Below are 23,051 nucleotides of genomic sequence, written 5' to 3'. Positions count from 1 at the left end.
TCAGCCCTTCACGCCGCCAGCCGTCAGGCCGGAGATCATCCATTTTTGCGCCAGCAGGAACACTGCCGTGATGGGCAAGCCGGACAGGATGGCCGCCGCGGCGAAGTCGCCCCACAGGTATTTTTGCTCGTACAGGAACAGTTTCGAGCCGACGGCCAGGGTCAGGTTGTTCTGTTCATGCAGCAGCACGGACGCGATCGGGTATTCGATGATGGCGCCGATGAAGGACAACAAAAACACCACCATCAGGATGGGCACCGTCATCGGCAGCAGCACGTAGACGAAGGCCTGCCACTGCGTGGCGCCGTCGACCTTGGCCGCTTCCTCGATCTCGACGGGGATGGTTTGATAATAGCCCTTGATGGTCCAGATATGCAGCGCGATGCCGCCCGTGTAGGCCAGTACCAGGCTGCCGTGGTGGTCGATGCCCAGCCACGGCACGTAGCTGCCCAGCACGTCGAAGATGGCGTAGATGGCCACCAGGGCCAGCACGGCGGGGAACATCTGCAGCAGCATCAGCGCGGACAGCGTCTGCGCCTTGAAGCGGAATTGCATGCGCGCGAACGCATACGCGCAGGTGGTCGACAGCAGCACGGTGACGGTGGCGCTCATGCTGGCCACCTTGATGGAATTCCACAGCCACAGCAGCACGGGGAAGTCCGGCTCGACGAGGGCGCCGTTGGGCGCCTGGTAGGACATGCCCAGCGCCAATCGCCAATGCTCGAAGCTGATCTCGGGCGGTATCAAACTGCCCGAGGCGAAGTTGCCTGGGCGTAATGAAATCGACAGGATCATCAGGAAGGGGAACATCACCAGCGCGATCAGCGCGATCACGGCGACGTGGGCCGCCAGGATGCGCCAGCGGTTGGAACGGTCGACAACGATAGCCATATGCTGTCCTTTATGCTTTGTTCATGCGCGTCAGGCGCATGTTGACCAGCGAAATCGCGGCCACGAGGAAGAAGATCAGGGTCGAGATGGCGGCGGCCAGGCCAAAGTTCTGGCCGGAATCCTCGAACGCGATGCGGTAGGTGTAGGACACGAGCAAGTCCGTCGTGCCGGCCGGTAAGGTCGTGTCGAGGAAATCGGGACGACCGCCCGTCAGCAAGCTGATCAGCACGAAATTATTGAAGTTGAAACCCAGGCTGGCCACCATCAGCGGCGTCAGCGGTTTGATGATCAGCGGCAAGGTGATCTTGAAGAAATTCGTCAGCGGTCCCGCGCCAGCCAGGGCCGACGCTTCGTACAGGTCCGACGGGATCGCCTTGATCAAGCCCATACACACGACCATCATGTAGGGATAGCCGAGCCAGGTGTTGACGATCAGGATCATCGCCTTGGCCAGGGTGGTGTCCGAGAACCAGGCGGGCTTGATGCCGAACAGGGCGTCGAGCACCAGGTTGATTTCGCCGAAGTTGTTATTGAACAGCCCCTTGAAGACCAGGATGGAAATGAAACCGGGCACGGCGTACGGCAGGAACAGCAGGGTGCGGTACAGGCCGCGGAAGCGCAGCGCATCCCAGTTCAAGAGCACGGCCAGCACCATGCCCAGGCCCGTCGTGGTGGCCACGCTGATCAGGGCGAAGACGATGGTCCAGACGAAAATACGCAGGAAGGGGCCGCGGAACGCTTCATCGGAGAAAATCTTGACGAAGTTGGCGAAACCGACATTGACCTTGAAGCCCGGTTCCAGCTTGGTGCCATCCGGCATTTCATAAAAGCCCGTCTTGAAGTTCGGCGTCACGAGTTCGCCCGTGGCGACTTTTTTGAGGGTCTTGTCCGGCAGTTGCTTGTAGACATGCGCGACGGGACCGAATTCGCGCAAGCCCACCATGCGCAGCTCGATCCTGTTCGGCAGGATGAGGGTGAGCAGCTTCAGATCCTTTTGCAGGGCGATGATGTCCTTGATGGGCAGCGGCGGGGCCAGCACGGGCGCCTGCACGGGGTCAGCCGGCGCCACGTCCACCTTCAGCGGGACGGCGCGCTTCAGGGCCAGCGGCGGCGTCAAGAGCACTTCGCCCGTGTCCGGGCTTTCCAGGCGCAAGCGGTATTCCTTGTTGTCGGCATGCACGGTCATGGCATAGCCGGCGCTTTCCACGCGCTGCGTCTCGTCGAGCAGGTATTGCGTGGCCCTGTCGTAGGTGAGCAGGTTGCGCGAGCTGAAATTGGTAAAGCCGATCGACACCGTGTACACCATCGGCAACAGCACGAAGACGATCACCGCCGTGATGCCGGGAAACAGATAACGGTAGGCATAGGCGCGCGGCGACGTGAAGACAAACGTCGTCAAGGTCAGCAAGCCGAGGAAAACGGCGGCCAGCATGGTCTGGCCGGAAATGTACAACATGAAGAGCAGATACAGACCCAGCGCCATGCTGATGGTCAATACCGTAGGGCCGATAAACTTGCGCACGATGGGATACCTGTAGTGATACGTAGGTCGGATTAGGCCCAAAGGGCCGTAATCCGACAACATTGTTGGCGGCACATGTCGGATTACGCGCTACACGCTAATCCGACCTACGCTCAATCAAAATATGGCTTAATTGGCGGTCGTAATCCGCTTCGCCGCCGCATCCAGGCCATCCTTGGTGCTCTGACGGCCTTGGGTGATGTTTTCCAGCGCCGATTGCATCGACGACCAGAAGCGGCCCATTTCCGGGTTGTTCGGCATCGGGCGGCCCGCTTGCGCGCTTTCCATCGTCGCCTGGATGTTCGGATTGGCTTTCAATTCCGCGAACAGCACCTTGTTCGCCGGCGTGCCCAGCGGGACGTCGGCATTGATGGTTTTCAGGCCATTGAGTTGCAGCATCTGGTTTTCCAGGAATTCCGTCGCCAGATCCTTGTTCGGGCTGGCCTTGGAAATCATCGCGCCCAGCACGCCCACGAATGGGGTGGCCGTTTTGCCTGCCACGGTAGGAATCGTTGCCACGCCGTAATTGATCTTCGATTTGCGCGCATTGTCCCACGACCATGGACCGTTGATCATCATGGCGATCTTGCCCTGGTTGAAACCCGCTTCCATTTCCGCGTAGCCGGCGCCCTTCGGCATCGCGCCGCTGTTGATCAGGGTCATCAACGCGTTCACGCCGGCTTGCGAACCGGCATTGTTCACGCCCGTCTTGGCTGCATCGTAGCGGCCGTCGGACTTGACTTCAAACGGGAAGCCGCCGCCCGCGCCCAGCAGCGGCCACGTGAAATAGGTATTCGTGTAATCCCACAGGATGGCTTTCTTGCCTTGCGCGGAGAGTTTCTTGTCCAGCGCGGCGATTTCCTCGAAGGTCTTAGGCGGGGTCGGCACCAGGTCCTTGTTGTAGACGAGGGCGACGGCTTCGATCGAGATCGGGTAGCCCCAGGTCTTGCCGCCCACGGTAAAGGCGTTCCAGGCCAGCGGCAGAATGGCGGCGCGCGCTTCCTTACTTGGCGTCACTGGTTGCAGCAAGCCGGCGTCGATCCAGGTGCCGATGCGGTCATGCGGCCAGATCCAGATGTCCGGGCCCTTGCCGGCGGCCGCCGCTTGCTGGAATTTGTTCGGCGCATCTTCCGGATGCTCGACGACGACCTTGATGCCCGTCTTCTTGGTGAATTCCTCACCGACCTTGGCCAGGCCCTTGTAGCCTTTGTCGCCATTGATCCAGATCAACAGGGTGCCTGCTTCGGCCGCGTTCGCCATGCTGACGGCGGCCAGGTTGCCGATGCCGGCCAGGGCGGCGGCGATCAGGGTGGTTTTGATGAAGCTGCGTTTCGGGTGCGTGAAGGACATGTCAATCTCCAGTATCTTTTTTTATGCTAAGTTTATGTTGAGTATCAAGGCTGAAACGATGCAACCAGGCCAGGCGGCGCCTGTAGCGCCTGGCCCCTAAAGCGGATAGATCAGGTGCGGGTCTGGCCGTGTTCGTCGAACACGTGGACACGGGCGGGCGCCACCTGCAGAGATACGGACTGGCCAATCGCCCAGTCCGTATCCGCATCGGCGCGCACCACCAGCGGCTCGTCGCCGCCGGGTACCTGCACATACAGATAGCTGATGTCGCCCAGCTTTTCCACCGCCTGCACGGTGGCCGTGATGGCGGCAGCGGCGCCGGGCGCGCACGCCTGCACGTGCTCGGGGCGCGCGCCGACGGTGACGGGCATACCGCTGGCCAGCGGCTGCGTCAACGCCGCCTGCAGCATGCCGCCCGCATTCGTGGCGACGGTGGCCACGCCGTCGACATAGCTGTGGATCTTGCCTTTGAGGAAGTTCATGCGGGGCGAACCGAGGAAGCCGGCCACGAACAGGTTGGCGGGATGGTGGTACAACTCCAGCGGCGCGCCCACCTGCTCGATGCGTCCCGCGTTGAGCACGACGATGCGGTCGGCCAGGGTCATCGCTTCGACCTGGTCATGCGTGACGTAGATCATGGTCGAGCGCAATTCACGGTGCAGATTCGCCAGTTCGATGCGCATCTGCACGCGCAGCGAGGCATCCAGGTTCGACAGCGGCTCGTCGAACAGGAAGACGTCGGGCTTGCGCACGATGGCGCGGCCGATGGCCACGCGCTGGCGTTGGCCGCCCGACAAGTCTTTCGGTTTGCGTTCCAGCAAAGGTTCGATGCGCAGGATCTGCGCGGCGCGCTGCACGGCGTCGGCAATCTGGACCTTGCTCATGCCGGCCAGTTTCAAGCCGAAGGCCATGTTCTGTGCCACGCTCATGTGCGGGTACAGAGCGTAGCTCTGGAATACCATGGCGATGCCGCGCTTGGCGGGCGGCACGTCGTTCATGCGCGTCTTGCCGATGAATAAGTCGCCGCCGCTGATTTCTTCCAGGCCGCAGATGCTGCGCAGCAAGGTGGATTTGCCGCAACCCGACGGGCCCACGAAGACCATGAATTCGCCATCGGCGATCTCCAGGTCGATACCGTGCAGGGTTTGCACGTCGCCATATGCCTTCTTCAGCCCTGCTAATTTCAGTCCTGCCATGTCGTCCTCACTGTGTCTATCCGTCCCTGCTGATGCGCGGGGCTCGTTATTGTAATTGGCGGCATGGCCGCCAATGCCTGCGATTTACGCCAGGGTGCCGAACCAGCCGCCATGCGGGGGCAGGCTGATCTGTTGGCCATCTTTACTGCCTGGCAAGCCGTGACCGCCCAGGTCGGCCGCAGACGCCGCAGCGGGCCAGGCGAAGGTGACGGCTTGCGTGCCCAGGTTGAAGGCGGCCAGCACGGACGGTTGGCCCGGCAAGTCGCGGCGCAGGGCCAGCACGGGTTCCGGCGCATCGAAGAAGACGATGTCGCCGCGCAGCAATTGCGGCAAGGTGCGGCGCCAGGCGAGGATATTTTGCGCAAACTGCAGGGGTGAAGCGGAATCGTTTTCTTCGACATCCACCGCGCGCGCCAGGTGTTCGGGCGGCACGGGCAGCCAAGGTTTGGCATTACTGAAGCCGCCATGCGGCGCATCGGCCACCCATGGCATCGGCGTGCGGCAGCCGTCGCGGCCCTTGAACTGGGGCCAGAACGGGATGCCGTACGGGTCTTGCAGCGCCTCGAAAGGAATGTCCGCTTCCGTCAGGGCCAGCTCGTCGCCCTGGTACAGGCACGGCGTGCCTTTCAAGGCCGCCTGCACGGCCAGCACCACCTTGGCCAGCGATGGCGACGGGTTCTGGCCGCCCCAGCGCGTCATGACGCGCACGCTGTCGTGGTTGCCCACGGACCAGGAAGCCCAGCCGTCGGCCACTTGCGCCTCGAATTCTTCCACCTGGGTGCGGATGTGCGCGGCGGAAAACTCGGCCGTCAGCAGGTTGAAACTGTAGGCCATGTGCAGCTTGTCGGCGCCCGTGTAGGCGGCCATCGTGGCCAGCGCATTGTCGTCACCCACTTCGCCGATGGAAATGGCCTGGTATTCATCAAGGATGGCGCGCACGCGCTGCAGATAGGCGATGTTTTCCGGCTGCGTCTTGTCGTACATATGCGCCTGCATGCCGTACGGATTGATGGCCGACACGCTGCTCGCATCGCGCTGCGCGGCGGGCGGATTGTCGCGCAGCAACTGGTCGTGGTAGGGGAAATTGCAGGAATCGAAGCGGAAACCGTCGACGCCGCGCTCGAGCCAGAAACGCAGGTTGTCCAGCTGCGCCTGCTGCACGGCCGGGTTGTGGAAGTTCAGGTCGGGCTGGCTGACGAGAAAATCGTGCAGGTAGTACTGGCCGCGGCGCGGCTCCCATTGCCAGGCGGAACCGCCGAACACGGACAGCCAGTTGTTCGGCGGCGTGCCGTCCGGTTTCTGGTCGGCCCATACATACCAGTCGGCCTTGGGATTGTCGCGGCTGGAGCGGCTTTCCACGAACCACGGGTGGACGTCGGACGAGTGCGACAGCACCTGGTCGATCATCACTTTCAAGCCCAGCTCATGGGCGCGCGCCACCAGGCGGTCGAAATCGGCCAGGGTGCCGAACATGGGGTCGACGTCGCAGAAATCGGCCACGTCGTAGCCGAAGTCTTTCATCGGCGATGTAAAGAAGGGCGAGATCCAGACGATATCGGCGCCCAGGGCTGCGATGTAATCGAGCTTGGAGGTGATGCCGGGCAAGTCGCCGATGCCGTCGCCATTGCTGTCGAGGAAGCTGCGTGGATAGACCTGGTAGATGACGGCGCTGCGCCACCAGTCGGCGGGCAGGTGGGCGAGATTGTTCTGGATGGTCGGCATGAATGATTTCTTAAAAGTTGCCTGTAGCCGTGGCTATCAGGGCGCGCTGCTGGTTGGTAGGCGAACGTCTTATTTTAAAATTCAAAGCGCTTTGGGTATGAAATGAGTATAGTTCAAAGCGCTTTGAAAAGTAAAGCGATACACGCGCCAGACATACGATTTTTTTATGAGGGTGATTCAGGACAACAAGATGGCACCGCCGGCCAGGCGGCCGGCGGCATGGATGGGCGGAAATCGCCTAGTTCGGCACCTGCCCCGCCGACTCCCCTGGCAACAGTTCGCACGGCCACAGTTCCTGCAGGTCGGTGACGGGCGTGCCGTCCATCAGGGCCAGCAGCATGTGGATCATCTTCGCGCCGGCGCCGCGCGGGTCGGGCTGGACGACGGTGGTGACGTTGTGGCCGGCCAGGGAATCTTCCATCACGCCCCAGACGATCAGCGACATTTCGCTGCCGATGGCGATGCCCGCGTCGAGCAGGGCGCGCACGGCGCCCACGCCCGACATGTGGTTGTCGACGATGACGGCGGTGGGGCGGGGCGAGCGGGCCAGCAGGCGCTGCATGGCCTGGTAGCCGGCGCGGCGGTCGTGCGCATTGTCGACCAGATTGTCGGGATCGACGGCGAGGCCGCCCGCCTGCATGGCGTGCTGGAAACTCTCGACGCGCTGGCGCACGAAGTTCAGGTCCGGCGTGGCGCTGATCAGGCCGATGCGCTGGTGGCCCAGCTGCGCCAGGCGTTCGACGGCCAGGCGCATGCCCGCCTCGTTGTCGTAGTCGAACCACGCGTGCGGCTGGTTCAGCTGCGTGCGGCCATGCGCGACGAACGGCATGCCCTGCTGCGCCAGATAGGCGATGCGCTCGTCGAACGGTTTCGTGCGCCCGACGATCAGGCCATCGATGCGGCGGCCCTTGACCATGCGTTCATAGGTGTGGAATTCATTGGTGGCCGAGGCGGGCGCGATCATCATGTCCATCTGCTGCGCTTCCAGCGCTTCGGACATGCCGCCGACGATGTCGATGAACATGGGGTCGGCCAGGTCGTTCGGCATCAGCGGGTAGATGATGCCGACGATGTTCGTGCGTCCCACGGCCAGGCTGCGCGCCATGGGATTGGGGCGGTAGCCGGCCGCCTGCGCGGCAGCCAGCACCCGCTCGCGCGTGCGTTCGCTCACTTCCGGATAGCCATTCAAGGCGCGGCTGACGGTGGTTTCGGATATTCCTAGCGTTTTGGCGAGATTTTTGAGGTTCATGAATGCTGCAGTCGGGGTCTATCCAGGGTGAGTCGGGAGCGATGCGGTGCGATGACGGGTAGTTTATCTGATAAATGCCGGAATGATCAGGGGTATGGCCAGCGGCGGCAGTGCCCAAAAATACGCGGGCAAACCCAGGGGCGCCCGCGCTAAAAGAGGATACTGCTGAATCACTACATTGAAGCTGCCGGCCATCGCGTGCAGCGGCGAAATGGTGGGTCCGGGTAATGCGTACCCCTTTGATAGCGGGCGGTGTTGCTGCCACCGGCAAGCGTCCGGGGACGCCTGCCAACGTTCTAGATGCCGGCGATTACCACCAGCTTTCCACTTGGAAACCGACGGAGCTGCCGTTGGTCTTGCCACCAAACACGCCCGTCGACGACAGCGCCGATTCGGCCGCGGCGGCCGACTGGGCTGCCTTGTTCCATTTGGCGTAGGTGTAGAAGGCGCGCAGCACGGGGCGCGACCAGAAGCTGTTGCCGGCCGACAGTTGCGGCGCGAAGGTCAGCTTGGTCAGGTTGCGGCTCTCGCCGCCTTCCGGCTTGACGATGTCGTGGCCCAGTTCCACGGCCAGGCTGTAGTTGTCCGTGAAGTGGTAGACGGGACGCGCGCCGATCGACGTCCACTTGCTGCTCACGCCCGCCGTTTCCTTGTCTTCGTAGACGAAAGTGCCCATGCCCGACCAGGCGCCTTTGGGCTGGATCATGATCTGTTCCGTCAGGCGCACGACCTTGTCATCCTTGCCGGCGCCCAGGCTGAAGCCGCCCGTGTTGGCGGCGCTGCCTTTGCCGTACTGCAATGCCACCTTGTTGAAGCCGCCCAGCAAGTTGCCTTGCGTATGCATGACGGTCAGCAAGTGGCCGCTGGCGACGGGCGCCGCGCCTTGCGCATTGCGTTTCTGGTTGAACTGCAGGCCCAGGGTCAGTTCGCCGTCCGGGTTGACCTTGATGCCGGAGAAGCGCAGGTCGTGGGACAGGCCCATGCGATTGCTGTCCTTGTCGTCTGCCGTGCGCACGATGGCGTAGGCCAGCTTGGCGGCGCCCAGGTCGATGTTTTCCAGGCCGGCGCCAGGGCCGCTGTTATTCCAGAAGTAGTAATCGGTGATGTGCACGTCCTGGCGGTCGTAATAGCGCTTGCCGACCCAGGCGCGCGCTTCGGCGAAGGCGCCCGTGCCGATCTTGTCGGCGACGACGTTCATTTCGCGCCACGACGGGTCCGATTGTTCCCAGTCCTGGTTCTGGTTGACGGAGAACGCCACCAGGGTATTGATGCGGAACGTGGTGCCGTTGGCTGCCTTGAAGGCTTCGCCGCCGAATTTCAGCTCGCCGTAGGTTTCGCACTCATTGCCCAAGCGATACTTGGACGAGGCGCCGGCCAGGCCGAAACACGCTTCCTTGCCGCCTTCGCTGCTGGTGCCGAAGCCCGAACGGATGTAGCCGCCGAAATCGATCGGCAGGGCGGCCTGGGCGGCCGAAGCGCTCAAGGCCAACGCCACGGCGGCAGGCAAAGTTTTCAAGAAATGTTGGTTCATTGCGTCTCCAGTGTTTTTATAGGTGTGGGATCGGCGCGCATCACTTTGCGCAGCCAAAGCGCTTTAGTTATGTTTCAAAGCGCTTTGAGTATAGTTCAAAGCGCTTTGATCAGTAAACTAGTTTTAATCCTTGAAACTTTTGAGGTGTTGCGGAGAAACATCAGGGAGGGCGGCGGCACATGGGCGCCGCCGGGTACGGCAAGAGGGAATCAGGAGGGAGCGTCGCAGGCGGGCAGGGCGGTCGTGTCCGTTGCCGCAGGGGCCGGATGGCGCAAAAGACCAGGATCAGCAAGGCCGACGCCATCGTGATGCTGGCCAGCACATACAGCAAGTGGCGGAAGGCCGTGCCATACGCTTGCGCCAGTTCAGCGGCGCCGGTTTGCGGCAACAGGGTCGCTGCATGGCGCAGCTCGCCGAGGGCCAGGAACGGGCCCGCGCGCGCCGCCTGCTCCGCGCCGATGCCGGCAATGCCGGCGCCGCCCAGCGCTGCGACAATAAACGTGCCCAGCAGCGCGCTGACGATGGCCAGCGCCAGGCCTTCGCCCGCCACCCGCGTCGTATTGAAGATGCCGGCCGCCATGCCGGCCCGTTCGACGGGCACGACGCTGATGGCCAGGCCATCCATCAAGCCCCACGGCAGGCTGATGCCGCAGCCGATCAGCAGCAGCGGCCCGATCACGGTAGCGGGCGCTTGCCCTGGCGCGCAGGTGGAGAGCCACAGCAAGCCGCCCGCCGCCAGCAGCAGGCCGCTGGCGCAAATGTGCGCGGCGGCAAGGCGCTGCGCCGCCATGCCGGCCAGGACCGGCAGCACCAGCATGGGCGCGGACAGGGCGATCATCATGCGTCCCGCTTCCAGCGCGCTGTAGCCTTCGATGCCGATGAAGCGGGCCGGCAGCAGCACCAGCAGCACGACGAATGAAAACGCGGGCGCGGCCGCCAGCAATTGAACGCCGGCAAAGGCGGGCAGGCGGAACAGGGTCAAGTCCAGCATGGGCCGCGCGGCGCGCCGCTCCACGCGGATGAACGCGGCCAGCAGCAAGGCCGCGCCGCCGAACAACCCCAGGCTGGCGGCGCTGCCCCAGCCTTTGTGCGGCGCCTGCAGCAAGCCATAGGTAAACAGGGAGAGCGCACCCGTAAACGTCAGGGCGCCGGGCCAGTCGACGCCTTGCGCCTGCGGATCGCGCGATTCGCGCATGGCGCGCGCGGCGGCCAGCAGGGCGGCCAGGCCGGCCACGGCCGTGCAGACAAAGATGGCGCGCCAGCCCGTATGCGTGATCAAGGTGCCGGCCAGGAAGGGGCCGAAGGCCAGGCCCGCGCCGAAGGCCGTACCGATCAGGCTGAAGGCCCGCGCGCGGGCCGGGCCGTCGAATTCCTGCGCCAGGGCCGCCAGTCCGCTCGACAGGGCCATGGCGCAGCCCAGGCCCTGGACGGCGCGCAGCACGTCGAGCCACAGGATGCCGGGCGCGGCCGCCAGGGCCAGCGCGGCGGCGGAAAACACGCCCATGCCCAGCAAGAACACGCGCTTGCGGCCATAGCGGTCGGCCAGCGCGCCGGCCACCATCAGACAGCCGCCAAAGCTGAGCATGAAGGCATTCGTGATCCAGGCCAGCGCCAGCGGCGAGCCGTGCAGGTCGGCGGCGATGGCGGGAATGGCGATGGCTGGCCCCGTGAAACTGAGCGGCATGCACAGCGCGGCCAGGCAGACGGCGGCCAGGACCAGCATACGCCGTAGAGTCGCTTGGTCCGGGGCATGCGCGGGAAGATTCGTATCCATGGGAATGATTCCAGAAAGAGGGAATCTGATGATAATATGGATGCAATCCATGAAAAAGTGGCTGAAAATCCACTCATAGCGGACAAATATTCCTTAATCGTGAAGACATGGATAATCTGAATGGCATTGCCGCCTTCGTGCGCGCGGCGGAAACGCGCAGTTATGTGGCGGCCGGGCGGCTGCTCGGCGTGTCGGCCTCGGCCGTAGGCAAGAGCGTGGCGCGGCTGGAAGAAAAGCTGGGCGTGCGCCTGCTCAACCGCAGCACGCGGCGCATCAGCCTGAGCAACGAGGGCGCGCTGTTTTACGAGCGCTGCCAGCGCATCCTGGCCGACCTGGGCGATGCCGAGGCGGAACTGTCGCACCTGGCCGAGGCGCCGCGCGGCAAGCTGCGCGTCAGCTTGCCCGTGATCGGCTACCGCATCATCCTGCCCCTGCTGGCGGATTTTACGCGCCAGTACCCGGAGATCGAGCTCGACCTCGATTTCAACGACCGCCTGGTCGACGTGGTGGCCGAGGGCGTCGACGTGGCCGTGCGCAGCGGAACGCTCACGGATTCGCGGCTGATGGCGCGCGAACTGGGGCCGTTTGCCTTTGCCATCGTCGGTTCTCCAGCGTATTTTGCCCGCCACGGCGTGCCGGCCACGCCGCGCGCGCTGGAAGAGCACGCCTGCGTGCGCTACAAGTTTCCCACCACGGGCAAGTTGCAGGAATGGGCGCTGCAGCGCGCCGAGGGCGACAGCGGCGGCGAGCTGCGCTTGCCGACCGCCTTGACCTGCAACAATATCGAAGCCTTGATCGGTGCCGCCACACAGGGCGTGGGCCTCGCTTATTTACCGGACTTTATCGTGCGCGACGCCATCGCGCGCGGCGAACTGCAAGCCGTGCTGGCCGACTGCTTGCTGTACTCCAGCAAGTTCTGGGTGCTGTGGCCGTCAAGCCGCCACCTCTCGCCCAAGATTCGCGTCTTTGTTGACCATTTGTGTACCCACCTGCATTTTTCCTCATCCCCTCCGGACCCTGCGTCCTTCCCTTGATACCGCTGGCTGCCGCGCTGGCGGCTGGTTGCGGAATATTCCTACCCCAAAGAGATTAATCCTAGTGCTGCTGGATTTATATTTGCTGCGCTGCATCAGTCTATGCCGCACAGCATCAGCTTATACCCTTCCTGAATACCGGTTATTCGTTATGGAAATTGCCATAAGGAATTTATTTATGTTAATTTCATATCTGTTTCTGCAACATTGCATCGCTTCGGCCGTTGCCGGGACATGTGCAGGATTAGGCGCCATAAGCGTGTAGTAACCAACAATTAAGGGATGGTAACCCCGTTCCGTTCAGGGAGTGTGCATGAAGACAGTGATGACGACGCCGCCGAATCCGGCGCCAGCCGCGACCGCGAAACCGGCACGCAAAACGGGTTTGCTGCTGGGTGGCGGCGCACCAAATTCCACCCTGATCGCCGGTGCCCTGGCCGCTTTCCTCGATGAAGGCATCGAGTTCGACGTCATTTCCGCCTCCGGCGCCGGTGTGCTGATGGGTTTGCTTTACACGACGCCGCATGAAGCCACGCCGCGCCAGGCCTTGCAAAGCTGGGCCGACACGGGCGTGGCCGACAGCATCTACAAGATGATCCCGATCAACTACAAGGTGTTCCAGAAGCCGGGCATGCACGCGAGCACCTTCCGCGACGCCTTCCAGCCGCCGGCCAACAATCCTTTTTTCAGGCCTTCCAGCAAACGTTTGCGGGCATTCCCTCGGCCTGGTCGGACTGGGGCAAGCTGATGGTGTCATCGCTGTCGCCATCGGACCTGTCGGCGAAAAGCCTGGGGCTGTGCGCGCATTTGCCCTTCCTGGAAAAAGCCGTCGATTTCTCGGGCGTGGCGCGCATGCGTCCCGATTTCTACATCAATGCCTACAACCTCAGCGAGCACCGCATGCAAATCTGGGGCAAGCACGAGATTGAAGCCATCCACGTGCGCGCCGCGCTGTCGTTTCCTTTCCTGTATGCACCGACGACCATCGCCGGCGACGACTACATCGAGGGCGCGGCGCTCGACACGCTCAATTTCGACCCCTTTATCGAAGGCAAGGGCGAGCACCATGACGCCGATACCCTGGTCATCCTCGACATCCTCGGCGACGAGCGCCTGCTGCGCAAGCCGCGCAACCTGTACGACGCCTGGGTACGCTCCATCATCACGCCGCTGGTGAAGATTTCCAAGAGCGAACTGCGCCTGTTTGAACTCGAGCACAACACGGACAGAAGTACGGGCCAGCCCAAGCGGCGTCTGCTGAAACTCGACTTGATGGGCGGCATTCCGGAACAGCACTGGCCCGACACCCTGGACTGGTCCAGCTCGAACATGCAGCTGCTGTTCGACGTGGGCCACAAGGCGGGCCTGGCGTTTTGCCGCCAGCATGGCGACTTGCTGCGCCGCACGCCTGATGCTGCCCCGCTGGCGGCCTAAGCCCGCGCCGCCTGCAACCGGTCCCGGCCACCTGATCGGCAGCTACTCATCCCGCCTGGCCTTGCCAGGCCACCCTTTACTGTGAAACACCATGAATATCACCAAGCAATTAATCCTGACCCTCACCATCGCCTTGCTGGCCCTGCTATTGCTGGGCGCCGGCGGCGCCATCCAACTGCAGCGCGCCCAGGAGCGTTTCGACACCGTGCAAAACCGCATCATTCCCAGCATCCAGGGCTTGAATGCGGCCAAGGGTTTCCTGGCCGATTCGCGCCTGGCCGGCTACCGCCTGTCCGTGTTCTCGAATCTGGCCGACAAGACGGCACTGGACAAGGCCGTGGCCGACGCCAACACGAATTTCGACAAGGTGATCGCCACCTACCGCGCCGAGCGCCTGTACGATGCGACGGACAGCAAGATGCTCGACGCCGACCAGGCCGCCATGGAAGCGTACCGCCGCGCGCTCGTGCCATTCTTTGCCGCCGCCTACGCGGGCGACATGGATGGCGTGCGCGCCACCTTGCTGGCCGGCACGCCGCTGGCCATCACGGCCGCCGCGGCGAAAAAGAGCATGGATGACCATATCGCCTACAACAACAAGCTGGTCGATGATGTAAAAGCGGAAAGCCTGGCCGCCTACGACACGGCGTTCAACACCATGCTGGCCGTGCTGGGCGTGGCCGTGCTGCTGACGGGCGCGCTGGCCTGGCATATCTACCGCACCATCAGCGGCGGCCTGGGCAATATCGAACATACGCTGGAGAGGGTCAGCGCCTCGCTGGACCTGTCCGCCGCCATGCCCGTCGAGCGCATGGATGAAGTGGGCCGCACGGCCACCGCCTTCAACAAGTTTCTGGAGCGTATAGTCGGCGTGATCGCCACCGTACGCGCCTCGGCCGATACGGTCAGCGTGGCGGCGGCGCAGATTTCCGCCGGCAACGCGGACTTGTCCGTGCGCACGGAGCAGCAGGCGTCGTCGCTGGAAGAAACGGCCTCCAGCCTGGAAGAGCTGACCTCGGCCGTGCGCCAGAATACGGACAATGCGCGCCAGGCGAATACCCTGGCCGTGTCCGCCTCGGACGTGGCCCGCAAGGGCGGCGCCGTGGTGGCGCAAGTAGTGGGCACGATGGGCTCGATCAACGAATCGGCGAAGAAGATCGCCGACATTATCGGCGTGATCGACGGCATTGCCTTCCAAACCAACATTTTGGCGCTGAATGCGGCCGTCGAAGCGGCCCGCGCGGGCGAGCAGGGCCGCGGCTTCGCCGTGGTGGCAACGGAAGTGCGCAACCTGGCGCAGCGTTCGGCAGCGGCCGCCAAGGAAATCAAGGGCTTGATCGAGGATTCGGTGGATAAAGTCAACACGGGCAGCGCGCTGGTCGACCAGGCGGGCGCGACGATGGAAGAAATCGTCGCCAGCATCCGCCGCGTGACGGACATCATGGGCGACATCGCCAACGCCAGCCACGAGCAAAGCGCCGGCATCGAGCAGGTGAACCAGGCCATTTCGCAAATGGACCAGGTCACCCAGCAAAACGCGGCCCTGGTGGAAGAGGCCGCCGCAGCGGCATCCTCGCTGCAAGACCGCGCCGTGGAACTGGTCGACGTGGTGGCCGTATTCCGCCTGCGCGGCGATGCCAAGGAAAAATCATTGAAGGTGGCGGGCGGCTTGCCGGCCCCGGCTTCAGGTGCCGCCAGCCGGCGCCTGGCGCTGCCGGGCCGCAGTGCCCGCGCTTGATCGTTGTAACCGCCCCGGTACGCCGGGGTTTTTCTTTGGTGATGTCACTGTCTCGTGCGGGAGCGTGGATGTTCCGAGTCGCCCCATTGCAGACATACGAACGGGTGACAGAAGCCTTGACTTCACTCCCATTCACAAGCTTATCAAATGAAAGTGTCCGAAAATGCCGGGCTCGCTCAATAGTGAGGCGTCTCGCGGCCGGAGACGCCATGCGGTGTCTACATTGGCACAGTCTTTCAGAAGCGGTACAGACTGCCGGAGCCAACGCTGTCCACCGGCGTGCCGTCCGTGCAGCCGGCCATCGGCAAATCCTGCGCCCATCCTGCTGCCAAGGCATGCACGTCACGCAAGGGATCGGACGCCTTGGCCCGCTCATTGCGAATGCGGCAGGTTTCAGGATCAGTGGCAAACAGCCCGCGCGCGAAAACGCGACCCTGCTCGGCCAGCTTCGCGGTCTTCGGCCCGCGCAGCTCCGCGAAGCGCAGCAAGGCTTCATCGAGGCAGCCGTTCGTCCCAACCAGACACCGAGCCAGATGCCAGGCGTCTTCCAGCGCCTGACAGGCGCCCTGGCCAGATGTCGGCAACGGCGCGTGCACCGCATCCCCCACGAGCAGCACATTCGCCCGGCTCCACGTGTGCAACGGCTCCAGGTCGTGCACGGCGATCAGTCGGACGGCATGCGCCGGTGTCGCCTGGATGATGCGGGTGACAGGCTCCGGCCATCCCGCGAACAGATCCTCAATCTCCTTACGCATATCCTCTGCGGGCGCCGCCCCCGGCAATGGCCGTGCCTGCGCAGCCGCCCAGTAGACCAAATCCGGCCGGACCGCCACGCAACCGAAGCGATCACCCGAGCCCCAATAATCCCGAATCGCGATATCGCCCACTAATGCACTCTCCCCCTGCGCCACACCCACCCAGTTCACGAAGCCCTGATAAACTGGCGTGTTGTCCCCCGCGACGAACCGGCGTGCCACCGAGTCCATGCGGCCATCGGCGCCGATAAGCAGATCTGGACGAATGCTTACCCCGTTTTCGAACCGCGCCACGGCTTTGCCGCTAGCATCGAGGTCGATCGCCACAGCCCGATGCCCGAATTCAACCGGGATCCCGGCCTGTGCCGCATGATCCAGCAGTACCGCCTGCAAGTCCCGGCGCAAAATCGTATGGGTCGGATGTCCCATAATCTGGTCTAGCAGCGCAATATCGATGCCCCCAAAGAATTGCCCGCGGCATCTTGACGGTGCATGGCCACTGGCCGGCCTCCCACTGCAGCTATGTCTTGCAGCAGCCCTAGTTCCTCCAGCACAAAGCCGGCGTTGGGCCAGAGCGTAACGCCAGCCCCCATAGTCGCAGGCTCCGCCCGGCGCTCATATACCCGGGGACTGTACCCCTGCTTGCTCAAGGCAAGCGCCACGCTCAACCCTGCAATACCGCCGCCAAGTATTCCGATTTCCATGCTGAAGCTCTCCTATTCAATTCGTCCCGACGCGCCGCCGACGGCGATCCATCGGACGAGACGGCATCTTAAATTCCGCCACTGCGGAGTACTAGTATGTGAAAATGGGCGGCTTTCATACCTTAATCGGGATAATAATGCGCAATGCCCTCGACCTGAATACAGTCCGTGTCTACGTGGCGGTCGTCGATGAACAAAGCTTTGCCGGCGCGGCACGCCTGCTGACCCTGCCATCTTCTAACGTCAGCCGCCACGTCGCCTCGCTGGAACGCATGCTGGGCGTCCGCTTGCTGGAACGCAGCACGCGCCACCTGCGCATGACGGAAGCTGGCAGGCTACTCTACGAACGCGCAAAACCCTTGCTCGACGCCTTACTCTCCACCGAGGAAGAGCTTGGCGCAGTACAGGGTGAACTGCGTGGCCCCTTAAGGATGTGCATGCCAGGCGAAGCTCCAAGGCTGCTAGCTCCTATCCTGGCCGAATTCTGTAGCCTCCATCCCGGCGTCGAACTGGAATGCGACACGCGCCTGACCGGTCTGGAAGCTCTCCGAGAAGACATGGACCTGTCCATCGTCTTTCATCGTGGGCGCCAAGATGACAGTAACTTCATCACCCGCGAACTCGCTACGCTGCCCAGCATCGTGGTCGCGGCGCCCGCCCTGCTGGCCAAAACTGGAATGCCGCGCCAAGTGCGCGAACTTAGGTCATTGCCTTGCATTACCACCTTGAGCGCGTTAAAGGGCCAGCCTTGGCAGTTTCTCGACGCCACAGGCGAAATCGTGAAGGTAGCTGTGCGTAGCCGCTATCGTGTTAACAGCGGAGAACTGGCATTGGCGGGCGCGCGACAAGGCATCGGCTTCGCGATAGTAGCGGCCTACCCATGCCAGGAAGATCTTGCAGCGGGCCGATTGCGGGAAGTGCCGTTGGACCTGTGCCCTGCGCCGCTGCAATTGCTTGGCGCGTACAGCCATCGGCATTCCGTGACTGCGCGGGTTCGGGCTTTGCTGGAATTCATACAGGTGCGGTTGGAAGGAGTCGGGAGCGGCTCAAGATGAAAATCGCATTGAGGAACGCGCCCGAATAGCCGAATGTCTGCTCCGCAACTGCGGACTCAATCGGTGTAAAAATACATGGCTCGTTGCTTGTCTTATCAAGCGCGCCCTTGCTTATTGGCGCATGCCTCAATCAAGCTAGACTCCAAAGAAGGCCGCCATTATGGCCCAGCTTATAACTAGAATTTAATTATATTTATTTGACAAAAAAACAGTGTATTCTGCAATCTCGGCAGGTATGTTTTTGTCGATACAATGGAAAAGCAGCGATGTGTTCCTGCTGGAAGAATCGTCCATTGTCGCAATTGTCATGGAGATTCTGCATGATTGAATGCCATGCAGCCGACCAATATCCGGGCACTGCGCGGCGCCGGATAGCTGCCCCAGTTACTTTCGTCAAAATGATAGGGAGATCCAGCAATTGAGGCAAATTGAAGAAACCATCCACATTGCCGTCCCGCCCACGGTTATCGATCAAATCTGGAGCGAAGTCGACCGATGGCACCTGTGGGATCCGGATACAAAGCAAGCCCGGCTCGATGGGCCGTTCGCAGTTGGCACACACGGCAGGATAGTTCCCAGCAAGGGGATGGGGATTCCGCTGCTGGTCACGGAGCGCTCCGCAGGCCGCTCGTTCACCGTCGAGGGCTACATCCCGCTGTTCCGCATCCACTTCGAGCACACGGTTACTGCCGCAGATGGCGGATCGGAAGTGGTTCACCGCGTGTGGTTCACTGGAGCGCTTGCCTTTCTGTTCGGCCCAGGCGTTGCCAGACAAGTTCGGGAAGGCCTTCCGAAAACGATGCGCTCGCTCAAGGCCTATGCCGAGAAGCGCAACGAAACGCTCCATGATGGCGAGGCGGGCGGGGCGAAGGTGAGCACCGCCTGACAGATAGTTTCCCTTAGTCAATTCCTTGCAAAGCACCGCGTCAAATTAACGTGCCGTTCCCGTCATGATGGAATACAATTCTTGCGTGGCAGCCAGCTTGCCTGGCAAGGCCGGGCACGGCGTCACGTTTTGACCTCGGAAAGATGTTGGCTTATGACTCTGCAGTTCCCCCAGCGAACGGCGCCCTGCGCGCCATCCACGCTCCACCTTTCACGCAAGCCCCTCGTTTCCCTGTTCGTCCTGACGTTTTCGGCTCTGCTGCTCACGGCGCCCGTCATGGCTGCCGCGCCTGCCAGCAGCAGCGTCATGCTGGAAGAACTGACCAGCACGGAGCTGCGCAGCCGTATCGACCATGGCGCCACGACCGTGCTGGTGCCGATCGGCGGCGTCGAGCAGAGCGGGCCGTATATCGCGCTGGGCAAGCACAATGTGCGCGCCGGCTTGCTGGCGCGGCAGATTGCGCAAAAGCTGGGCAATACCATCGTCGCGCCCGTCGTTTCCTACGTGCCGGAAGGCGCGATTTCGCCGCCGGCCGGCCACATGCGCTTTGCCGGCACGATTTCGATACCGCCCGCCGCCTTCGAAGCCGTGCTGGAAGGGGCCGCCGCCAGCCTGCGCCAGCACGGTTTCCGCGACATCATCTTCCTCGGCGATCACGGTGGTTACCAGAAGAACGAGCAGAACGTGGCGAATAAACTCAACCGCGCCTGGGGCAAGACACCTGCGGGCAAGGAAGCGCGCGCCTACGCCTTGCTCGACTACTATGACATCACGCAATCGGCCTATATTGCCGAACTGCAAAAGCGCGGCCACAGCAGCGCCGAGATCGGCCTCCATGCGGGCTTGGCGGATGCCGCCTTGATGCTGGCGACGGACCCGTCGCTGGTGCGCAGCGAGGCCATGGCCCACGGAGCGAAGCCCGGCGTGGCGGACGGCGTGCGCGGCGACGCCACGCGGGCAACAAAGGAGCTGGGCCAGATCGGTATCAAGCTGCAGGTGGACACCTCGGTGGCCGCCATCAAGCAATTGCTGCAACGAAATAAGTAAATCTTCCGCTGGGAGTGTCGAACTTCCGGCTTTTGCAACGAAATGACGCGAAAACACATGAAAACATCTCAACGACGCACCATCGTCACCTTGTCTGCCCTGGCTGCCGCACTGGCCGGCCTGGGCGTGGCCAGCCAGGTCATCGGCGCCAGCACGCCGGCCCCGGCCGCTGTCGCCGCGGCGCCGGCGGCCGCCTATTCTCCGCTGCCGGGCATGCCGCCGCTGGCGGACCCGAAAAACGTGTACGGCAGCATCGGCAGCAGTAACATGAGCCCCGTCGTCAAGGATCACTTGCGCCGCGTCTACGTGCCCAATTTGCGCTCGAACGACGTCTACGTGATCGACCAGGAGACCCTGAAAGTGGTCGACAAGTTCAAGGTCGGCAGCGGCCCGCAGCACGTGGTGCCATCGTGGGACTTGCGCACCCTGTGGGTGGCGAACAATGCCGAGCGCACGGACAAGGGCAGCCTGACGCCGGTCGACCCCTTGACGGGCAAACCGGGCAAGGAAGTGCCCGTCGACGATCCCTACAATATGTATTACACGCCGGACGGCAAGTCGGCCATCGTCGTGGCCGAAGCGCGCCACCGCCTCGATTTCCGCGATCCGAAGACCATGGCCGTGCAGTATTCGATCGACACGCCCCAGTGCGGCGGCATCAACCATGCGGATTTCTCGAATGACGGCCGCTACGCCATGTTCACCTGCGAGTTCGACGGCACCATCGCCAAGATCGACCTGGTGGGCCGCAAGGTCGACGGCTACCTGAAACTGCAGATGCCGGCCAAGCGCTTTGCCGAGTCCGGCCCTGTGGGCGGTCCGGCGAATGAAATCTGCAGCGTCAAGAAGGGCATGCCGCAAGACATACGCATCTCGCCGGACGGCAAGAAATTCTTTATCGCCGACATGGACGCGGACGGCGTGCACATCGTCGATGGCGCCACCCTGAAGGAAATCGGCTTCATCCAGACGGGCGTGGGCGCACACGGCCTGTATCCGAGCCGCGATGGCAAGAAATTGTACGTGGCCAACCGCGGCACGCACCGCATCCACGGCAAGCCGAAGGGCAAGGGCAGCGTCAGCGTGATCGATTTCGCCACGGAAAAAGTCGTGTCGAACTGGCCGATTCCCGGCGGCGGCAGCCCCGATATGGGCAATGTGAGCGCCGATGGCAAGTATCTGTGGCTGTCCGGCCGCTTCGACGATGTGGTCTACCGCATCGATACGAACAGCGGCGACGTGTCCAAAGTGAAAGTTGGCCAGGAACCGCACGGCTTGACCGTCTGGCCGCAGCCGGGCCGTTATTCGCTGGGGCATACAGGCAACCTGCGCTAGACATCCGCATGGCGCTCCCTGGAGCAAGTGGGCCGGATATGCAGCGATGATTGCCTAAAAGGCAATGTTGGTGCATACTGCATTTTCTATTTCACGACCTCCAGGGAGCGCCATCATGATTCTTGATCACATCGGTTTGAATGTCAGCGATGCACAGGCCAGCAAGGCCTTCTTTTCGGCCGCCCTGGCGCCCCTGGGCGTATCGGTGGTGATGGAAGAGCAGGGCTGGATCGGCATGGGCAAGGATGGCAAGCCCGATTTCTGGTTCGGCGTGGGCGGCACGCCGCATGCCGGCATGCATCTCGCCTTCGCGGCGGACAACCGCGCCCAGGTCGATGCGTTTTACCAGGCCGCGCTGGACGCGGGCGGCAAGGATAACGGCGCCCCCGGCATCCGCGCCCTGTACCACCCGAATTACTACGGCGCCTTCGTGCTGGGACCGGATGGCCACAATGTCGAAGCCGTTTGCCACCACCCCGAGCCTTGAGGCCGGTCATTACCTGAAGAGAGCAGCATGAAGCACAGCGCCACCCTGTTTGCCGACGATGCCGGCCGCTATGCCTACGTCAAAGCGGGTTTTCCTGGCCGGCCCTGTTCCTGGGCTCGTTCTGGGCCGTCGCCAAGCGCCGCTGGTGGCTGTTGCTGCTCATGCTGGCGATGGATGCGTGCCTGTGGTTTGGCAGCCATCTGGCCAGCGAATTGCGCATCGGCCCGATGATGCTGCTGATGGCCGGTGCGGAACTCAGTTACCTGCTGGCGCGCGGCTGGTACGGCAACCGCTGGCTGGAAGCGTCGCTGCGCAGCCATGGCTACAAGCCTGTTGTGCCGGGCACGGGCGCCGCTGGCTGAGCCTGCCTGGCACAGATTTTCCTTTCCGTTACTGACGTTTGCCAAGAGCAAGCCGTCCAGCCCAAACTTTTTGCGCAGCCTCGCGCACCTTTGATCCAGATCATGCCTCACCTGCGGTGCTCACGTAGCCTTGGGACTCGCGTTGCAAAGCATCTTCCCACCAATCGGATATGTTTTTTCGCGTTTCGTGGCGTAGCCCGGCCGTCTGCCTCACCGTTCGACAGCCGGTGGTGTCGCCATCTGTTTATGTCCACCCAACCGCTATTTAATGAGGAACTCCATGTATCCATATTCCCGTAGTGTTACCCCCGCCGCCAAGAACCACCTGGAAGCGCAACTGGCTTTCTTCAATGGCCTGTCGAAGTCGCTGTTTCAGTCGATGCAGCACTTCAGTGACCTGAACATGCAGCTGGCGCAAGGCTTGCTGGAAGAAAGCACGGTCACCAGCCAAAACCTGTTGACGGTCGAGCGCGCTGAAGATGTGTTCCAGGTGGCTGCCGCCTCGGGCCAGCCTGCCGCCGAGCAATTGCGCAAATACCAGCAACAGGTGTCGCGCCTCGCGGCCGATACGCAGGTCGAACTGGCCAATGTGGCAGAGCGTCATGTGAATGAAACGAGCCGTACCGCCAAGGCCCTGGCCGAAGAAGTGGCCCGTACGGCGTCGGAAGAAACGGAGAAAAACGTGCGCAAGCAGCAGGAAGCGATGCAGCGCATGGCCGAACCGTTCCAGGCCTACCAGCAAAACGGCGCCAGCCGCGACCAGCAGCGTGGTGCGCAAAGCCGCGACGGTCAAAGCCTGCAAAGCGCCAGCCACCAGGGCAGCCAGCAGTCGTCCGGCAGCGAAAGCTCGGCCAGCGGCAGCGCCTCGCAAGCTGGCTCCGCACAAAGCAAGAGCAGCAGCGCCAGCCGTAAAGAGTAAGCACGAGGCTGCTTGCGGCTGATGGCCCACCCCGGAGGCCGAGCTCCGGGGGAAGGCCAG

The 23,051-nt window shown here is 62.8% G+C and carries 19 protein-coding genes and 1 pseudogene; 11 read left to right on the top strand and 9 right to left on the bottom strand.

All coding sequences use genetic code 11. From position 1 onward, the window contains the following. The 8 genes from malG to ACRHIG_RS23160 form a co-directional block, all read right to left on the bottom strand. Entirely contained in the window at positions 1-891 is an 891-nt protein-coding gene (gene malG / locus ACRHIG_RS23195; protein ID WP_489628053.1) for a maltose ABC transporter permease MalG, read from the bottom strand. 10 nt (positions 892-901) lie between these two features. Continuing rightward, entirely contained in the window at positions 902-2,413 is a 1,512-nt protein-coding gene (gene malF / locus ACRHIG_RS23190) for a maltose ABC transporter permease MalF (protein WP_489628052.1), read from the bottom strand. Positions 2,414-2,542: 129 nt separating this feature from the next. Continuing rightward, the gene (gene malE / locus ACRHIG_RS23185) at positions 2,543-3,763 is read right to left on the bottom strand and encodes a maltose/maltodextrin ABC transporter substrate-binding protein MalE (RefSeq protein WP_475416491.1); all 1,221 of its coding nucleotides are present in this window, start codon (positions 3,761-3,763) and stop codon (positions 2,543-2,545) included. A gap of 110 nt (positions 3,764-3,873) precedes the next feature. Then, on the bottom strand, positions 3,874-4,959 hold the full coding sequence (locus ACRHIG_RS23180) for an ABC transporter ATP-binding protein (RefSeq protein ID WP_475416490.1): 1,086 nt from the start codon (positions 4,957-4,959) through the stop codon (positions 3,874-3,876). A gap of 84 nt (positions 4,960-5,043) precedes the next feature. Continuing rightward, positions 5,044-6,681 carry an alpha-amylase family glycosyl hydrolase gene (locus tag ACRHIG_RS23175; RefSeq protein WP_489628051.1) on the bottom strand — a complete coding sequence of 546 codons (1,638 nt, stop codon included), beginning with the start codon at positions 6,679-6,681 and terminating at the stop codon, positions 5,044-5,046. A gap of 238 nt (positions 6,682-6,919) precedes the next feature. After that, positions 6,920-7,930, bottom strand: coding sequence for a substrate-binding domain-containing protein (locus tag ACRHIG_RS23170; protein WP_475416488.1), 1,011 nt, complete (start codon positions 7,928-7,930; stop codon positions 6,920-6,922). 310 nt (positions 7,931-8,240) lie between these two features. Next, entirely contained in the window at positions 8,241-9,461 is a 1,221-nt protein-coding gene (locus tag ACRHIG_RS23165) for a maltoporin (protein ID WP_489628050.1), read from the bottom strand. Positions 9,462-9,621: 160 nt separating this feature from the next. Next, positions 9,622-11,235 (bottom strand): MFS transporter, encoded by a 1,614-nt coding sequence (locus ACRHIG_RS23160; protein ID WP_489628049.1) that lies wholly within the window; start codon positions 11,233-11,235, stop codon positions 9,622-9,624. A 107-nt stretch (positions 11,236-11,342) separates the two neighbouring features. Between ACRHIG_RS23160 and ACRHIG_RS23155 the strand changes: the two genes are divergently transcribed. The 4 genes from ACRHIG_RS23155 (at position 11,343) to ACRHIG_RS23140 (ending at position 15,441) form a co-directional block, all read left to right on the top strand. Beyond that, positions 11,343-12,269: a LysR family transcriptional regulator gene (locus ACRHIG_RS23155; RefSeq protein ID WP_489628048.1), complete on the top strand. Its 927-nt coding sequence runs from the start codon at positions 11,343-11,345 to the stop codon at positions 12,267-12,269. Between the two features lie 313 nt (positions 12,270-12,582). Beyond that, positions 12,583-13,017, top strand: coding sequence for a patatin-like phospholipase family protein (locus ACRHIG_RS23150; RefSeq protein WP_489628047.1), 435 nt, complete (start codon positions 12,583-12,585; stop codon positions 13,015-13,017). After that, the gene (locus tag ACRHIG_RS23145; protein ID WP_489628046.1) at positions 13,017-13,703 is read left to right on the top strand and encodes a hypothetical protein; all 687 of its coding nucleotides are present in this window, start codon (positions 13,017-13,019) and stop codon (positions 13,701-13,703) included. The genes ACRHIG_RS23150 and ACRHIG_RS23145 overlap by 1 nt, the downstream gene beginning before the upstream one ends. Positions 13,704-13,794: 91 nt before the next feature. Beyond that, positions 13,795-15,441 carry a methyl-accepting chemotaxis protein gene (locus ACRHIG_RS23140; protein ID WP_475416483.1) on the top strand — a complete coding sequence of 549 codons (1,647 nt, stop codon included), beginning with the start codon at positions 13,795-13,797 and terminating at the stop codon, positions 15,439-15,441. A gap of 236 nt (positions 15,442-15,677) precedes the next feature. Here the strand turns inward: ACRHIG_RS23140 and ACRHIG_RS23135 are convergent. Beyond that, positions 15,678-16,900, bottom strand: a pseudogene (locus tag ACRHIG_RS23135) (FAD-dependent monooxygenase). 137 nt (positions 16,901-17,037) lie between these two features. On the opposite strand from ACRHIG_RS23135, the gene ACRHIG_RS23130 reads away from it, so the two are divergent. The 7 genes from ACRHIG_RS23130 to ACRHIG_RS23100 all read left to right on the top strand — a co-directional run bounded on the left by ACRHIG_RS23130 (position 17,038) and on the right by ACRHIG_RS23100 (position 22,991). Further along, positions 17,038-17,955: a LysR family transcriptional regulator gene (locus ACRHIG_RS23130; RefSeq protein WP_489628045.1), complete on the top strand. Its 918-nt coding sequence runs from the start codon at positions 17,038-17,040 to the stop codon at positions 17,953-17,955. A gap of 418 nt (positions 17,956-18,373) precedes the next feature. Further along, positions 18,374-18,841: an SRPBCC family protein gene (locus tag ACRHIG_RS23125; protein ID WP_489628044.1), complete on the top strand. Its 468-nt coding sequence runs from the start codon at positions 18,374-18,376 to the stop codon at positions 18,839-18,841. Positions 18,842-18,994: 153 nt separating this feature from the next. Then, positions 18,995-19,888 carry a creatininase family protein gene (locus ACRHIG_RS23120; protein ID WP_489628043.1) on the top strand — a complete coding sequence of 298 codons (894 nt, stop codon included), beginning with the start codon at positions 18,995-18,997 and terminating at the stop codon, positions 19,886-19,888. Positions 19,889-19,945: 57 nt separating this feature from the next. Further along, positions 19,946-21,223, top strand: coding sequence for a YncE family protein (locus tag ACRHIG_RS23115; protein WP_489628042.1), 1,278 nt, complete (start codon positions 19,946-19,948; stop codon positions 21,221-21,223). 115 nt (positions 21,224-21,338) lie between these two features. After that, on the top strand, positions 21,339-21,710 hold the full coding sequence (locus tag ACRHIG_RS23110) for a VOC family protein (RefSeq protein WP_489628041.1): 372 nt from the start codon (positions 21,339-21,341) through the stop codon (positions 21,708-21,710). A 152-nt stretch (positions 21,711-21,862) separates the two neighbouring features. Next, on the top strand, positions 21,863-22,072 hold the full coding sequence (locus ACRHIG_RS23105) for a hypothetical protein (protein WP_489628040.1): 210 nt from the start codon (positions 21,863-21,865) through the stop codon (positions 22,070-22,072). Between the two features lie 280 nt (positions 22,073-22,352). Beyond that, on the top strand, positions 22,353-22,991 hold the full coding sequence (locus tag ACRHIG_RS23100; RefSeq protein WP_475416284.1) for a phasin family protein: 639 nt from the start codon (positions 22,353-22,355) through the stop codon (positions 22,989-22,991). The last annotated feature ends 60 nt before the right edge of the window (positions 22,992-23,051 follow it).

It is taken from the genome of Janthinobacterium sp. C22 (assembly GCF_057919405.1).
Note: the sequence above shows the minus strand (reverse complement) of the source record. Positions and strands in the feature narration are given on the sequence as shown.

Coding starts and splice junctions, on each gene's coding strand:
- ACRHIG_RS23180 (WP_475416490.1), bottom strand. CDS start 4,959: ATGGCAGGACTGAAATTAGCAGGGCTGAAGAAGGCATATGGCGACGTG.
- ACRHIG_RS23155 (WP_489628048.1), top strand. CDS start 11,343: ATGGATAATCTGAATGGCATTGCCGCCTTCGTGCGCGCGGCGGAAACG.
- ACRHIG_RS23115 (WP_489628042.1), top strand. CDS start 19,946: ATGAAAACATCTCAACGACGCACCATCGTCACCTTGTCTGCCCTGGCT.
- malG (WP_489628053.1), bottom strand. CDS start 891: ATGGCTATCGTTGTCGACCGTTCCAACCGCTGGCGCATCCTGGCGGCC.
- malE (WP_475416491.1), bottom strand. CDS start 3,763: ATGTCCTTCACGCACCCGAAACGCAGCTTCATCAAAACCACCCTGATC.
- ACRHIG_RS23145 (WP_489628046.1), top strand. CDS start 13,017: ATGGTGTCATCGCTGTCGCCATCGGACCTGTCGGCGAAAAGCCTGGGG.
- ACRHIG_RS23120 (WP_489628043.1), top strand. CDS start 18,995: ATGACTCTGCAGTTCCCCCAGCGAACGGCGCCCTGCGCGCCATCCACG.
- ACRHIG_RS23150 (WP_489628047.1), top strand. CDS start 12,583: ATGAAGACAGTGATGACGACGCCGCCGAATCCGGCGCCAGCCGCGACC.
- ACRHIG_RS23130 (WP_489628045.1), top strand. CDS start 17,038: ATGCGCAATGCCCTCGACCTGAATACAGTCCGTGTCTACGTGGCGGTC.
- ACRHIG_RS23165 (WP_489628050.1), bottom strand. CDS start 9,461: ATGAACCAACATTTCTTGAAAACTTTGCCTGCCGCCGTGGCGTTGGCC.
- ACRHIG_RS23175 (WP_489628051.1), bottom strand. CDS start 6,681: ATGCCGACCATCCAGAACAATCTCGCCCACCTGCCCGCCGACTGGTGG.
- ACRHIG_RS23110 (WP_489628041.1), top strand. CDS start 21,339: ATGATTCTTGATCACATCGGTTTGAATGTCAGCGATGCACAGGCCAGC.
- ACRHIG_RS23140 (WP_475416483.1), top strand. CDS start 13,795: ATGAATATCACCAAGCAATTAATCCTGACCCTCACCATCGCCTTGCTG.
- ACRHIG_RS23170 (WP_475416488.1), bottom strand. CDS start 7,930: ATGAACCTCAAAAATCTCGCCAAAACGCTAGGAATATCCGAAACCACC.
- ACRHIG_RS23100 (WP_475416284.1), top strand. CDS start 22,353: ATGTATCCATATTCCCGTAGTGTTACCCCCGCCGCCAAGAACCACCTG.
- ACRHIG_RS23160 (WP_489628049.1), bottom strand. CDS start 11,235: ATGGATACGAATCTTCCCGCGCATGCCCCGGACCAAGCGACTCTACGG.